Below are 15596 nucleotides of genomic sequence, written 5' to 3' on the forward strand. Positions count from 1 at the left end.
ATTATTTGCTAACCTTCACAGCGCCTTGAACAACTACAAGAGATTTCTTAGCACCTGGAACGTTACCTTTTACTAGTAATAAGTTGCGCTCAGTGTCAACTTGAACGATTTCTAAGTTTTGGATAGTAACTTGGTCTCCACCCATACGTCCAGCAAGTTTTTTGCCTTTGAATACACGGTTCGGAGCAACTGGGCCCATTGAACCTGGACGACGGTGATAGCGAGAACCATGAGACATAGGTCCGCGAGATTGTCCGTGGCGTTTGATAACACCTTGGAAACCTTTACCTTTAGAAATTCCTGTTACATCAACGATTTCACCTGTAGCGAATACGTCAACTTTTACCTCTTGACCAACCTCTAATCCGTCCACGTCTGCATCGCGGATTTCGCGAATGAAGCGCTTAGGAGTTGTAGATGCTTTAGCAGTGTGGCCTTGTTCAGGCTTGTTAGTTAACTTTTCACGTTTATCTTCAAATCCTAACTGGATTGCATTGTAGCCATCAGTTTCAGTTGTTTTCTTTTGAAGAACAACGTTTGGATTAGCAGCGATAACTGTTACTGGGATTAACTCACCGTTCTCAGCAAATACTTGAGTCATACCGATCTTTCTTCCTAAGATTCCTTTGGTCATGAGTTACACCTCCTACATTTTTAAGTTATATAAATTATAGTTTGATTTCGATATCTACACCAGATGGTAAGTCTAAACGCATTAATGAATCTACTGTTTGTGGAGTAGGACTCACGATGTCGATTAGACGTTTGTGCGTGCGCATTTCGAATTGCTCACGAGAATCTTTGTACTTATGAACAGCACGAAGAATTGTGTAAACAGTTTTTTCAGTTGGTAATGGGATCGGACCAGAAACTGTTGCCCCAGAACGCTTAGCTGTTTCTACAATTTTCTCAGCTGACTGATCAAGAATACGGTGATCGTAAGCTTTTAAACGGATACGAATTTTTTCTTTTGCCATTATTTTCCCTCCTTCGTTCGCCTATTTCTAAAATAGACCTTCTCCATGGAAATTTCCCCACACCATGCCATGGCAAAGCGGCCGGGTGTGTCAGCAACCTTCCACTTCATCGCAGTCAAAGACCAACATTGTTTATTATACAATGTTATTCGTCTAGATGCAAGCATCTTTTTGTTTGCATCTGCTTTTCTCTACTTTTGCTATTATACATGGCACTTTAAAGAATTTCAAGTTTTCATCTAACAGAATTCATTTTACAGTTTCTGGATTATCTTTTATTGTTTTTATATTACTATAGAAGAAACTCGTCAAAACAAAAAACACTCTCTTCTCCCTTATATAAACGCAAACAAAAAACCTAAGGGAAAATCCCTTAGGTTTTTTTATATCAGTTAAGATTACTCAACGATAGTAGCAACTACACCGTAACCTACTGTACGTCCACCTTCACGAATAGAGAATTTAGTTCCCTCTTCGATAGCGATTGGAGCGATAAGTTCGATAGTCATTTCGATGTTGTCACCGGGCATTACCATTTCAGTACCTTCTGGTAATTGGATGATACCAGTTACGTCAGTTGTACGGAAGTAGAACTGAGGACGGTAGTTAGCGAAGAATGGAGTGTGACGTCCACCTTCTTCTTTAGATAATACGAAAACTTCAGCTTTGAATTTAGCGTGAGCTTTTACAGAACCGCTTTTTGCAAGTACTTGTCCACGTTGGATGTCTTCACGAGCAACCCCACGAAGTAAAGCACCGATGTTGTCTCCAGCTTGAGCTTGGTCAAGAAGTTTACGGAACATCTCTACACCAGTTACAGTTGTAGAAGCATTTTCTTCAGCAAGACCGATGATTTCTACTACGTCACCAACTTTAACGATACCGCGCTCAACACGACCAGTAGCAACTGTACCACGACCTGTGATAGAGAATACGTCCTCTACAGGCATTAAGAATGGTTTGTCAGTTTCACGTTCTGGAGTTGGGATGTAAGCATCAACTTCAGCCATTAATTCAATGATTTTTGCTTCCCAATCAGCTTCTCCTTGAAGAGCTTTAAGAGCAGAACCTTTGATTACAGGAATGTCGTCGCCTGGGAATCCGTATTCAGATAATAGGTCGCGAACTTCCATTTCTACTAATTCCAATAATTCTTCGTCATCTACCATGTCGCATTTGTTTAAGAATACAACGATGTAAGGAACACCTACTTGACGAGAAAGAAGGATGTGCTCACGTGTTTGAGGCATTGGGCCATCAGCAGCAGATACTACTAAGATACCGCCGTCCATTTGAGCAGCACCAGTGATCATGTTTTTAACATAGTCAGCGTGACCTGGGCAGTCAACGTGTGCATAGTGACGAGTTTCAGTTTCGTACTCAACGTGTGCAGTTGAGATTGTGATACCGCGCTCTCTTTCTTCTGGAGCAGCATCGATTTGATCGTATCCGCGTGCTTCAGCACCACCAGCTTTTGCAAGAACTGTAGTGATCGCAGCAGTTAATGTAGTTTTACCATGGTCAACGTGGCCGATTGTACCGATGTTAACATGGGGTTTAGAACGTTCGAATTTAGCTTTAGCCATTCTAAATTCCTCCTTAGTTTATATAGGTTATTTTATATTTAGACTAGAAAGCGAAACTTACGTCCCACTTTCTAAGCTTACATAAGTAGTTATACTTGAACAATCGATAAAAATCAATTATTCACCTTTATTTTTTTTGATAATTTCTTCAGAAACAGACTTTGGTACTTCTTCATAGTGGTCAAACACCATAGAGAATGTTCCGCGTCCTTGAGTGTTAGAACGTAATGACGTTGCATAACCGAACATTTCAGAAAGTGGAACCATAGCGCGAACAACTTGTGCGTTACCGCGAGCTTCCATACCTTCTACACGTCCACGACGAGATGTTACGTCACCCATAATGTCACCCATGTACTCTTCAGGAATTACAACTTCAACTTTCATCATTGGCTCAAGAATTACTGGGCTACATTTAGAAACCGCAGCTTTAAGTGCCATAGATGCAGCGATTTTGAACGCCATCTCAGATGAATCGACATCATGGTAAGATCCGTCAACTAATGCAGCTTTAATGTCAACTAGTGGATAACCAGCTAGTACACCATTTTTAAGTGCATCTTCAAGACCTGCTCCAACAGCTGGGATGTATTCACGAGGAACTACACCACCGACGATCTTGTTTTCGAATTCGAATCCTTTACCTTCTTCGTTAGGTTCAAACTCAATCCAAACGTGACCGAATTGTCCACGACCACCAGATTGACGAGCGAACTTACCTTCAACTTTCGCAGCAGCGCGGAAAGTCTCACGGTATGCTACCTGAGGAGCACCAACGTTTGCTTCCACTTTGAATTCACGGCGCATACGGTCAACGATGACATCAAGGTGAAGTTCACCCATACCAGCGATGATAGTTTGGCCAGTTTCTTGGTCAGTGTGAGCACGGAATGTTGGATCTTCTTCAGAAAGCTTAGATAATGCTGTACCCATCTTATCTTGGTCAGCTTTAGATTTTGGTTCGATAGCTACAGAGATAACTGGCTCTGGGAATTCCATAGACTCAAGGATAACAAGGCTCTTCTCGTCACAAAGAGTATCACCAGTAGTAGTATCTTTTAAACCTACAGCAGCAGCGATATCACCAGCGTAAACTGTTGAAATCTCTTCACGGCTGTTAGCGTGCATTTGTAGGATACGACCTACACGCTCACGCTTACCTTTAGTTGAGTTTTTCACGTATGATCCAGAGTTTAACACACCAGAGTACACACGGAAGAACGTTAACTTACCAACATAAGGGTCAGTCATGATTTTGAATGCTAAAGCTGCGAATGGTTCTTCATCGCTAGACTTACGTTCTACTTCTTCATCTGTATCCGGTAGAGTACCTTTAATAGCAGGTACATCTAGTGGAGATGGAAGGTAGTCGATAACTGCGTCTAACAGAATTTGAACACCTTTGTTTTTGAATGCAGAACCACAGATTACTGGGAAGAATTCTACAGAAGTTGTAGCCTTACGGATACCAGCTTTAAGCTCTTCTACAGTGATTTCTTCACCTTCTAGGTACTTCATCATCATTTCTTCATCAAGCTCAGCTACCGCTTCAATAAGTTTTCCACGGTATTCTTCAGCTAATTCTTTGTGCTCTTCAGGAATTTCAACACGTTGAATGTCTGTTCCTAAATCGTTACCGTACATGTAAGCACACTCTTCAACAAGGTCAATGATACCATTGAACTCATCTTCAGCACCGATTGGTAACTGAATTGGATGTGCGTTTGCTTGTAAACGATCGTGGATTGTTCCTACAGAGTATAAGAAATCTGCACCGATCTTATCCATTTTGTTAACGAATACGATACGAGGTACGCCGTAAGTAGTAGCCTGACGCCAAACAGTTTCTGTTTGTGGTTCTACACCAGATTGCGCATCAAGTACTGCTACAGCGCCATCAAGTACGCGTAAAGAACGTTCTACTTCTACTGTGAAATCTACGTGTCCTGGAGTATCGATGATGTTTACACGATGACCTTTCCATTGTGCTGTAGTTGCAGCAGAAGTAATTGTGATACCACGCTCTTGCTCTTGCTCCATCCAGTCCATCTGAGATGCACCTTCGTGAGTTTCACCGATTTTATGAATACGTCCTGTGTAGTACAGAATACGCTCAGTTGCTGTTGTTTTACCAGCATCGATGTGAGCCATGATACCAATATTACGAGTGTTTTCTAAAGAGAACTCTCTTGCCATTTGGTGTCTTGCTCCTTCCATATATGGATTGGATTTTTTTATTTTAAGTAGCAAAAAAGCCACTTTATATTGTTACACATGTCAGTATGTCCAGTACTCTCATTATGTAAAACGAGCGCCCGATGAAAGGGAGAGGCATTCTCCCTCTCCACACTTCCATAAGCGACAAATAAAGCGGTTTATGCTTACATTTATTTTACGTTGAATCCTACCAACGGTAATGAGCAAATGCTTTGTTAGCTTCTGCCATTTTATGAGTGTCTTCACGTTTCTTAACAGATGCACCAGCGTTGTTAGCTGCATCTAAGATTTCGTTAGCAAGACGCTCTTCCATAGTTTTTTCACCACGAAGACGAGCGTAGTTTACTAACCAACGAAGACCTAAAGTTGTACGGCGTTCTGGACGAACCTCAACTGGAACTTGGTAGTTAGCACCACCAACACGACGAGCGCGTACTTCAAGAACAGGCATGATGTTCTTAAGAGCTTGCTCGAATACTTCCATTGGCTCTTTACCAGTACGTTCGTTTACGATATCGAACGCATTATAAAGAATTGTTTGAGATTTACCTTTTTTACCGTCAACCATCATTTTGTTGATAAGGCGTGTTACTAGCTTAGAATTGTACATTGGATCTGGTAACACGTCACGTTTCGCAACAGGTCCTTTACGAGGCATATTGAGTTCCTCCTTTCATTTTAAAGTTATTATTTTTTAGCAGGTTTTGGTCTCTTAGTACCATATTTAGAACGTCCTTGCATACGTTTGTCAACACCAGCTGTGTCAAGCGCACCACGAACGATGTGGTAACGTACCCCCGGTAAATCCTTTACACGACCACCGCGAATTAATACTACGCTATGCTCTTGTAGGTTATGACCGATACCTGAGATGTAAGCTGTAACCTCGATACCGTTTGTTAAACGTACACGAGCGCATTTACGTAACGCTGAGTTAGGTTTCTTTGGAGTCATTGTACCAACACGAGTACATACACCACGTTTTTGAGGTGCAGAGATATCAGTTGATTTTTTCTTTAAAGAGTTAAAACCTTTGTTTAACGCAGGTGATTTAGATTTCCATACTTTATCAGTACGACCATTTCTCACTAATTGGTTAATAGTAGGCATTTGATTATCCTCCCTTTGCATGTTTGTATGACCACATATCCAGGTGGTTCATTATTAGTTGAAAACAAAGTTTTTGCAAGGAAGAGCAAATGCTCTCTCCTCACAAAAACAGTTTTAACTTATTATTCCTATTGCTGAAGCTCCCACTTGAATCCCCGAAGCTTTACCAAGCTTACGAACTGATTCAACTTTTGTTATGGGCACGTTATATTGCATTGCAACACGAATGATAGCATGGGTTAACCGCATGTCAGCATCCTCTGCGATGACAACTTCTTTAACTATACCATTTTTGATTGCTTCCAATGTGCGTTTATGACCAACGACTACATTTTCAGCAGTTGATACTTTTTGATAAGACATATAAATATCCTCCAAAGCATCATTCAGGAGCAACCTTGATTATAGTAACATTTTGACTCATACAATGTCAACTAAGATTAATTGTTTTTATACAAAATTTATACCGGAAAATTTTACTGTTCCACATAAACCTCATCGTTTTCTACATTCATGTCATCTTGTGTTGTTTTTACAAGATCCACTTTGCGATAACGATTCATACCTGTTCCAGCAGGAACAAGTTTACCGATAATAACATTTTCTTTTAATCCTAGAAGTTCATCGCGTTTACCCTTAATTGCTGCATCAGTTAAGACACGAGTTGTTTCTTGGAACGATGCTGCAGATAAGAATGAATCTGTTTCAAGTGAAGCTTTTGTAATACCAAGTAGAACAGGTCTAGCCGTTGCTGGTTGCTTACCTTGCAGTAAGACCTTAGCATTCGCATCAGTAAACTGATGGATATCTAGTAATGTTCCTGGTAATACATCTGTTTCACCTGCATCACTTACACGAACTTTACGTAACATTTGACGTACCATTACTTCTACGTGTTTGTCACCAATTTCTACCCCTTGCATACGGTATACTTTTTGAACTTCACGTAATAAGTATTCTTGAACCGCCGTAATGTCCGTTACTTTTAGTAATTCTTTCGGATCAATAGAACCTTCTGTTAACTCTTTACCGTGGCTAATTGGCTGTCCTGGAGTTACTTTCAGACGAGCACCGTAAGGAATAGCATACGTACGAGCTTCAACTTCACCCTGCACAACTACTTCTTGGCGATCTTTAACGTCGTTGATCGCTGCGATAACACCGTCGATTTCACTGATAACTGCCTGACCTTTCGGATTACGAGCTTCGAAAATCTCTTGGATACGAGGTAAACCTTGAGTGATATCATCTCCGGCAACCCCACCTGTATGGAATGTACGCATCGTTAACTGTGTACCTGGCTCACCGATAGATTGAGCTGCGATAATACCTACCGCTTCTCCTACTTCTACGTCTGTTCCAGTTGCTAAGTTACGACCGTAACACTTCTTACATACACCGTGGCGAGTGTTACACGTAAACGCTGAACGAATGTTTACAGTTTCAACACCCGAATTTTCAACGATATGAGCAATATCTTCAGTAATTAATTGATTTTCAGCAACTAATACTTCACCTGTTTCAGGATGTTTTACAGTTTTTCTTGCAAAACGTCCAACAAGACGATCATATAATAACTCGATAACTTCATTACCCTCTTTAATCGCACCAATTAATAAACCGCGATCTGTTCCACAATCATCTTCACGAACGATTACATCTTGTGCAACGTCAACAAGACGACGTGTTAAGTAACCAGAATCGGCAGTTTTAAGTGCTGTATCGGCAAGACCTTTACGCGCACCATGCGTAGAGATGAAGTACTCAAGTACTGTTAAACCTTCACGGAAACTCGATTTGATTGGAAGTTCGATGATACGACCAGATGGATTGGCCATAAGACCACGCATACCAGCAAGCTGAGTAAAGTTAGATGCGTTACCACGGGCACCTGAGTCACTCATCATGAAGATTGGGTTGCGTTTATTCAAGGATTTCATCAGTTTTCCTTGGATAACATCTTTTGCATTACTCCAAATAGAGATACCGCGATCGTAACGTTCTTCTTCCGTGATTAAACCGCGACGGAATTGTTTAATTACATTATCTACTTTTGCTTGTGCTTCGTGGAGAATTTCATCTTTTTCGCCTAATACAAGAATGTCAGATACCCCAACTGTAATACCAGCTTTTGTAGAGTACTTGAATCCTAAGTTTTTCATACGGTCAAGCATGCGAGACGTTTCTGTAATTTGGAAACGTTTGAACACTTCCGCAATGATGTTACCAAGGATCTTCTTGCTAAATGGCGCCACTTCTTCGCGACTAGCAATAATTTCTTTAATGTTCGCACCTTTTTCAACGAAATATTTCGCTGGTGTTTCTTTTTCAAGGTTTGAATTTGTTGGTTCATTAATATAAGGGAACGACTCTGGTAAGATTTCGTTAAATATTAATTTACCAACTGTTGTTAATAGAAGCATACTCTTTTGCTCTTCAGTAAATGTTGCGTTGTTTACTGCACTTGCAGCTACTGCAACACGTGTATGAAGATGAACATATCCATTTTGGTATGCAAGCAATGCTTCGTTTGCATCTTTAAAGACCATACCTTCACCGATTGCACCTTCACGCTCAAGTGTTAAGTAATAGTTACCTAATACCATATCCTGAGATGGAGTAACAACTGGTTTACCGTCTTTCGGGTTCAAGATGTTTTGTGCCGCTAACATAAGAAGACGAGCTTCAGCTTGAGCTTCTGATGATAAAGGTACGTGAACGGCCATTTGGTCACCGTCAAAGTCCGCGTTGTATGCAGTACATACAAGTGGGTGTAGACGGATTGCGCGACCTTCTACTAATGTAGGTTCAAACGCCTGGATACCAAGACGGTGAAGTGTTGGTGCGCGGTTTAGAAGTACTGGATGTTCTTTAATCACAGACTCTAAAACGTCCCAAACTTCAGGTTGTACACGCTCGATTTTACGTTTCGCACTCTTAATGTTATGTGCTAATCCTTTTTCAACTAACTCTTTCATTACGAAAGGTTTGAACAGTTCAAGCGCCATTTCTTTTGGTAATCCACATTGATACATCTTTAAGTTCGGTCCTACAACGATTACAGAACGACCAGAGTAGTCAACACGTTTACCTAATAAGTTTTGACGGAAACGTCCTTGTTTACCTTTAAGCATGTGAGATAGTGATTTTAATGGACGATTACCTGGTCCAGTAACTGGACGGCCACGACGACCATTATCGATTAATGCGTCTACAGCTTCTTGTAACATACGTTTTTCGTTTTGAACGATGATGCTTGGTGCACCTAAGTCCAATAGACGTTTTAAACGATTGTTACGGTTAATTACACGACGGTATAAGTCGTTTAAGTCAGAAGTAGCAAAACGTCCACCGTCTAACTGTACCATTGGGCGTAGTTCTGGTGGGATTACTGGTAGAACATCTAAGATCATCCAAGACGGTTCATTTCCAGAGTTACGGAATGCTTCTAATACTTCTAGACGTTTAATAGCACGAGTACGGCGTTGTCCTTGTGCTGTTTTTAATTCTTCTTTTAAGAAGTCTACTTCTTTATCTAAATCGATGTCTTGTAGTAGCTTTTTAATTGCTTCTGCACCCATAGCAGCTTGGAATGTGCTACCATATCGATCACGATATGCACGGTATTCTTTTTCAGAAAGTAATTGCTTCTTATCAAGTGGTGTATCTCCACTTTCTGTTACAACATAAGAAGCGAAATAAATTACTTCTTCAAGCGCGCGAGGGGACATGTCTAAGACAAGTCCCATGCGGCTCGGGATACCTTTGAAATACCAAATATGAGATACAGGAGCAGCTAATTCGATATGACCCATACGTTCACGACGTACTTTTGCACGCGTTACTTCAACGCCACATCGATCACAAACTACACCTTTATAACGTACACGTTTGTATTTTCCGCAATGACATTCCCAGTCCTTTTGTGGTCCGAAAATACGCTCACAGAACAAGCCATCTTTTTCAGGCTTTAACGTACGATAGTTAATAGTTTCTGGTTTCTTAACTTCACCGTATGACCAAGAACGAATCTTGTCAGGTGAAGCAAGTCCAATCTTCATATATTCAAAGTTATTTACATCTATCAAGGGGCCTACCTCCCTTTTAGTCTACAGGTTATCCCAATTATTCCTTAGTTGTCTCAACTTCGACATTCAATTTATCTGCTGATTGATGATCATCGTCATCTTCTGTATCACGCATTTCAATTTCTGTATCGTCGCTAGACATCATTTTAACGTCCATACCTAAACTTTGCAGCTCTTTAATCAATACTTTGAATGATTCAGGAACGCCTGGTTCTGGAACATTTTCGCCTTTAACAATTGCTTCATAAGTCTTAACACGTCCAACAACATCATCAGACTTCACTGTTAAGATTTCTTGAAGAGTATAAGCAGCACCGTATGCTTCAAGTGCCCAAACCTCCATCTCACCGAAACGCTGTCCACCGAACTGAGCTTTACCTCCAAGAGGTTGCTGCGTTACAAGTGAGTATGGTCCAGTAGAACGAGCATGAAGTTTATCGTCAACCATGTGCGCAAGTTTGATCATATACATGACACCAACAGATACGCGGTTATCGAATGGTTCACCAGTACGTCCGTCATACAGGATTGTTTTCGCGTCATTTGCCATACCAGCTTCTTCAATTGTGCCCCAAACATCTTCCTCACGAGCACCATCAAATACTGGTGTTGCAATGTGAATGCCAAGGTATCTTGCTGCCATACCAAGATGAAGTTCTAATACCTGACCGATATTCATACGAGATGGTACCCCTAATGGGTTTAACATGATATCGATTGGCGTACCGTCTGGTAAGTAAGGCATATCTTCTTCTGGTAAAATACGAGAAATAACACCTTTGTTACCGTGACGTCCGGCCATCTTGTCACCTTCAGAGATTTTACGTTTTTGAACGATATATGCACGTACAAGTTGATTCACACCTGGTGGTAATTCATCGCCATCTTCACGGTTGAATACTTTTACATCTAAGATAATACCGCCACCACCGTGTGGTACACGTAGTGATGTATCACGTACTTCACGTGCTTTTTCTCCAAAGATAGCATGTAATAGACGTTCTTCAGCTGTTAATTCTGTTACACCTTTAGGTGTTACTTTACCAACAAGTAAATCTCCATCTTTTACTTCAGCACCAACGCGAATGATACCGCGCTCGTCAAGGTTACGTAATGCGTCTTCCCCAACGTTTGGAATGTCACGTGTAATTTCTTCTGGTCCAAGCTTCGTATCACGAGCTTCTGATTCATATTCTTCAATATGAATAGAAGTGTACACATCATCTTTTACAAGGCGCTCACTCATGATGATCGCATCCTCGTAGTTATAACCGTCCCAAGTCATGAAGCCAACAAGTACGTTACGTCCAAGTGCTAGTTCACCTAATTCCATAGAAGGACCATCCGCAAGGATTTCACCTTTTACAACTTCATTTCCAACACTTACGATTGGACGTTGGTTGTAACAAGTTCCTTGGTTAGAACGAATGAATTTTTGCATTTTGTAGCGATCTAAGTCGCCTTTTACTGTTTGACCGTCAACTTCTACATAGCGACGTACCCAAACTTCACGTGCTTCTACGCGCTCAACAACACCAGGATGTTTACAGATTACTGCAGCACCTGAGTCTTTTGCTGATACGTACTCCATACCTGTACCTACAATCGGAGATTCCGGATTCATTAACGGAACCGCCTGACGTTGCATGTTCGCTCCCATAAGTGCGCGGTTAGAGTCATCGTTTTCTAAGAACGGAATACAAGCTGTCGCTGCCGACACTACTTGTTTTGGAGATACATCCATGTAGTCGATGCGTTCTCTATTTGTGACAATGTTTTCACCACGGAAACGAGCTACGATATCTTCACTTAGGAATTCACCTTCGTCAGATAATTTCATATTCGCTTGGGCTACAACATAGTTATCTTCTTCATCTGCTGTTAAGTAATCAACATGCCCTGTTACAAGACCAGTTTCTGGGTCAACACGACGGTATGGTGTTTCAATGAAACCAAACTCATTTACTTTCGCGAACGAAGATAATGAGTTAATCAAACCGATGTTTGGTCCCTCTGGTGTTTCAATCGGACACATACGACCGTAGTGGGAGTAATGAACGTCACGCACTTCAAAGCCTGCGCGCTCACGCGTTAAACCACCAGGTCCTAATGCAGATAGTCTTCGTTTGTGAGTTAACTCTGCTAATGGGTTTGTTTGGTCCATAAACTGAGATAACTGAGAACTTCCGAAGAACTCTTTAATAGATGCAATAACAGGACGAATATTAATTAGTGCCTGTGGTGTAATTGCATTTGTATCTTGGATCGACATTCTCTCACGAACAACACGTTCCATACGAGAAAGACCGATACGGAATTGATTTTGTAATAGTTCTCCAACAGAACGCAGACGACGGTTTCCTAAATGGTCAATATCATCTGTATCCCCTACTTTGTATAGTAGGTTGAAGAAGTAACTGATAGAAGCAAGGATATCACCTGGTGTGATGTGTTTCACATCACGAGTAATGTTTGCATTACCAATTACATTAATTACGCGTTCGCCTTCCGACTCAGGAGCATAAATCTTAATAGATTGCAGCTCAACATCGCCTTCTACCACTCCACCCATTGGTTTCGCTGTTTTGAATCCAATGTTTTTCTCTAAGTAAGGTAAAATGCGATCAAGTGTACGACGATCTAAGATTGTTCCTTCTGCCGCTAAAATTTCACCAGTTTCTGGATCCACTAATGTTTCAGCTAAACGTTGATTAAACAACCTGTTTTTAATGTGTAACTTCTTGTTGATCTTATAGCGACCTACATTTGCTAAATCGTAGCGCTTTGGATCGAAGAAACGAGACACAAGTAAGCTCTTAGCATTTTCTACTGTTGGTGGTTCACCAGGACGTAGACGCTCATAAATTTCAAGCAATGCTTTTTCTGTGCTATCTGTGTTGTCTTTTTCTAATGTGTTGCTTAAGTATTCGTTATCACCTAAAAGCTCGGTGATTTCTTGATCAGAGCCAAACCCTAATGCGCGTAACAAAACAGTTACAGGAAGTTTACGCGTACGGTCAATACGCACATATACAACATCCTTAGCATCTGTCTCATACTCTAACCAAGCTCCGCGGTTTGGAATTACAGTAGCAGTAAACCCACGTTTTCCGTTTTTATCCACTTTGCCACTATAGTATACGCTTGGAGAGCGAACTAACTGGGAAACGATAACACGTTCTGCACCGTTAATTACGAATGTTCCAGTCTCTGTCATGAGTGGGAAATCTCCCATGAACACATCTTGTTCTTTTACTTCACCAGTTTCCTTGTTGATTAGACGCACTTTTACACGAAGTGGTGCTGCATACGTCACATCACGCTCTTTGCATTCGTCTACAGAGTATTTAGGTTCACCTAAGCTGTAGTCGATAAATTCAAGCGATAGATTTCCCGTAAAGTCTTCAATCGGAGAAATGTCTTGGAACATTTCTCGCAAACCCTCATCAAGAAACCACTGATAAGAAGAGGTTTGAATTTCGATAAGATTTGGTAACTCTAATACTTCACTAATACGGGCATAACTTCTTCGTTGGCGGTGGCGTCCGTATTGAACTAGTTGACCTGTCAACTGCTTCACCCCTCAAATCATGAGTATTATAAATGCACAAAAAAATTTGTGCAAAATCACAAATAAATACAACTACTGCTATTAGCGTAGTCTCTTTCTCTTAAAGATAAATACGTTGAGTCTTTCTACCTGCTCAAAAAAGAAAAATGGCTTCTATAAGAAAACCATCATTCTGTTTCATAATCTGCTGATTTTACTATCTTTTCCAAGAGAAACAAAAATATACATCTTTCTCAACGCAGAAAATCATATATTGGCATTGTATAATGTTAACATAGCCAAAAATAACCGTCAACGTTTTTTTGATTTTATGATATAATATCCTTTTTTCTTTTCTACAACCTCAACTTCAGAAAATACTTCTTCTAGTTTTTTTAGCGCAGACGGTGCACCTTGTTTCTTTTGAATAACAATCCAAAGTTCTCCACCCGGAACTAAATACTCCACAGCTTTTTCTAAAATCTCATGTACGATATCTTTACCCGCACGAATTGGAGGGTTAGATAGAATAGCAGCATACTTACCATCTACATTTTCATAGACGCTACTTTGAAAAATACGTATATTCTCGATTTTGTTATTAGCGGCGTTTTCTTTCGCAAGCCCAAGTGCCCTCTCGTTCACATCCACCATGTGAACTTCACGACCTTGAAACTCTTTCGCTAACGACAAACCAATAGGACCGTATCCGCAACCTACGTCTAATATATCACCTTTAATATCTGGCATTTGAAACGCTTCAATTAAAAGACGGGAACCAAAGTCCACTTCGTTTTTCGAGAACACCCCATGGTCAGATAAGAAAGTAAATCGAGATCCACGAAGGGCAAACTCCCATCGCTTACGATCACTTTCACTAGAAGGGTCGTTAGAAAAATAATGGTCTGCCATATGGCCACCTCTTTTCTTTACAGTTAAAAAAAAGCTCGCATGAGAGCGAGCTTTTTTTAAAGCATCAAAAGTTAATTACTTAACTTCTACAGCAGCGCCAACTTCTTCAAGTTTAGCTTTGATTTCTTCAGCTTCTTCTTTAGCAGCAGCTTCTTTGATTACTTTTGGAGTGTTATCAACTAATTCTTTAGCTTCTTTTAAGCCAAGACCAGTGATTTCACGAACAACTTTGATAACTTTGATTTTTTGTGCACCAGCGCTAGTTAGTTCCACATCAAATTCAGTTTTCTCAGCAGCAGCTTCTCCAGCGCCACCAGCAACAGCTACAGGAGCAGCAGCAGTTACGCCGAATTCTTCCTCGATAGCTTTTACTAAGTCGTTAAGTTCTAATACAGTCATAGATTTAACTGCTTCAATGATTTGTTCTTTAGTCATTGTAAATATCCTCCCTTAAATAGGTTTGTATTGTTTTATCGATAATACGTAATTATCTTTTAAAAAATTAAGCGCCTTGCTCTTCCTTTTGGTCTGCAACTGCTTTAGTAGCAAGTGCAAGGTTACGGATTGGAGCTTGAAGAACGCTAAGAAGCATAGAAAGTAAGCCTTCACGTGATGGAAGAGTAGCGATTGCTTTAACCTCATCAAGTGTTACAAGTTTACCTTCGATTACGCCCGCTTTAATTTCTAAAGCTTCATGATCTTTAGCGAAGTCGTTTAATACTTTCGCAGGAGCAACTACATCCTCGTTACTGAACGCGATTGCGTTTGGTCCTGTTAAGAATTCATTTAACTCAGCCATTTCAGCAGATTCTGCAGCACGACGAGTTAGAGAGTTTTTGTAAACTTTGAACTCAACGCCAGCTTCACGTAATTGCTTACGTAATTCTGTTGCTTCAGAAACTGTTAAACCACGGTAGTCAACAACGATTGTAGATTTACTAGCGCGAAGTTTGTCCGCGATTTCAGTTACAACTTGTTGTTTAGTTTCGATTACTTTGCTCATGTTATTACACCTCCTGTAGATTATATAGAAGATGTACCGAAAGTGCACTAAAAACCTCCATGCCCAACTTGTAGACATGGAGGCATATAGTCACAGAAAAAAGATTCCGCTTCGTATATTAACACCTAGGTAGGAAATTAAGTCTATTGACAC

The 15596-nt window shown here is 40.6% G+C and carries 12 protein-coding genes and 1 other annotated feature (1 of these 13 only partly in view); all 12 genes read right to left on the reverse strand.

What is annotated here, in order from left to right; genetic code table 11:
• Position 1 precedes the first annotated feature (1 nt).
• The 12 genes from rplC to rplJ all read right to left on the reverse strand — a co-directional run bounded on the left by rplC (position 2) and on the right by rplJ (position 15443).
• On the reverse strand, positions 2–634 hold the full coding sequence (gene rplC / locus MR169_RS17955; RefSeq protein ID WP_000160207.1) for a 50S ribosomal protein L3: 633 nt from the start codon (positions 632–634) through the stop codon (positions 2–4).
• Positions 635–668: 34 nt separating this feature from the next.
• A complete protein-coding gene (gene rpsJ / locus MR169_RS17960; protein ID WP_001040596.1) occupies positions 669–977 on the reverse strand; it encodes a 30S ribosomal protein S10 in 309 nt (102 codons plus the stop codon).
• A gap of 398 nt (positions 978–1375) precedes the next feature.
• Entirely contained in the window at positions 1376–2563 is a 1188-nt protein-coding gene (gene tuf / locus MR169_RS17965) for an elongation factor Tu (RefSeq protein WP_001029614.1), read from the reverse strand.
• Positions 2564–2680: 117 nt separating this feature from the next.
• Positions 2681–4759: an elongation factor G gene (gene fusA / locus MR169_RS17970; protein ID WP_242319777.1), complete on the reverse strand. Its 2079-nt coding sequence runs from the start codon at positions 4757–4759 to the stop codon at positions 2681–2683.
• 208 nt (positions 4760–4967) lie between these two features.
• A complete protein-coding gene (gene rpsG / locus MR169_RS17975) occupies positions 4968–5438 on the reverse strand; it encodes a 30S ribosomal protein S7 (protein ID WP_001137491.1) in 471 nt (156 codons plus the stop codon).
• A 29-nt stretch (positions 5439–5467) separates the two neighbouring features.
• A complete protein-coding gene (gene rpsL / locus MR169_RS17980; protein ID WP_242319778.1) occupies positions 5468–5890 on the reverse strand; it encodes a 30S ribosomal protein S12 in 423 nt (140 codons plus the stop codon).
• 114 nt (positions 5891–6004) lie between these two features.
• Positions 6005–6253, reverse strand: coding sequence for a ribosomal L7Ae/L30e/S12e/Gadd45 family protein (locus MR169_RS17985; RefSeq protein ID WP_242319779.1), 249 nt, complete (start codon positions 6251–6253; stop codon positions 6005–6007).
• A 113-nt stretch (positions 6254–6366) separates the two neighbouring features.
• Entirely contained in the window at positions 6367–9978 is a 3612-nt protein-coding gene (gene rpoC, locus MR169_RS17990) for a DNA-directed RNA polymerase subunit beta' (RefSeq protein ID WP_242319780.1), read from the reverse strand.
• Between the two features lie 37 nt (positions 9979–10015).
• Positions 10016–13549, reverse strand: a complete 3534-nt coding sequence (gene rpoB, locus MR169_RS17995) for a DNA-directed RNA polymerase subunit beta (RefSeq protein WP_000147553.1) — start codon at positions 13547–13549, stop codon at positions 10016–10018.
• 291 nt (positions 13550–13840) lie between these two features.
• Complete coding sequence (locus MR169_RS18000; protein WP_242319781.1) at positions 13841–14440, reverse strand: class I SAM-dependent methyltransferase; 600 nt, start codon at positions 14438–14440, stop codon at positions 13841–13843.
• Between the two features lie 75 nt (positions 14441–14515).
• Positions 14516–14875, reverse strand: coding sequence for a 50S ribosomal protein L7/L12 (gene rplL / locus MR169_RS18005; RefSeq protein ID WP_000159736.1), 360 nt, complete (start codon positions 14873–14875; stop codon positions 14516–14518).
• 67 nt (positions 14876–14942) lie between these two features.
• Positions 14943–15443 carry a 50S ribosomal protein L10 gene (gene rplJ, locus MR169_RS18010; protein ID WP_000048716.1) on the reverse strand — a complete coding sequence of 167 codons (501 nt, stop codon included), beginning with the start codon at positions 15441–15443 and terminating at the stop codon, positions 14943–14945.
• 39 nt (positions 15444–15482) lie between these two features.
• Positions 15483–15596, reverse strand: a sequence feature (ribosomal protein L10 leader region); it runs 31 nt beyond the window's last position.

It is taken from the genome of Bacillus cereus group sp. BfR-BA-01349 (assembly GCF_022663795.1).
In the GTDB taxonomy this organism is placed as follows: Bacteria; Bacillota; Bacilli; order Bacillales; family Bacillaceae_G; genus Bacillus_A; species Bacillus_A cereus.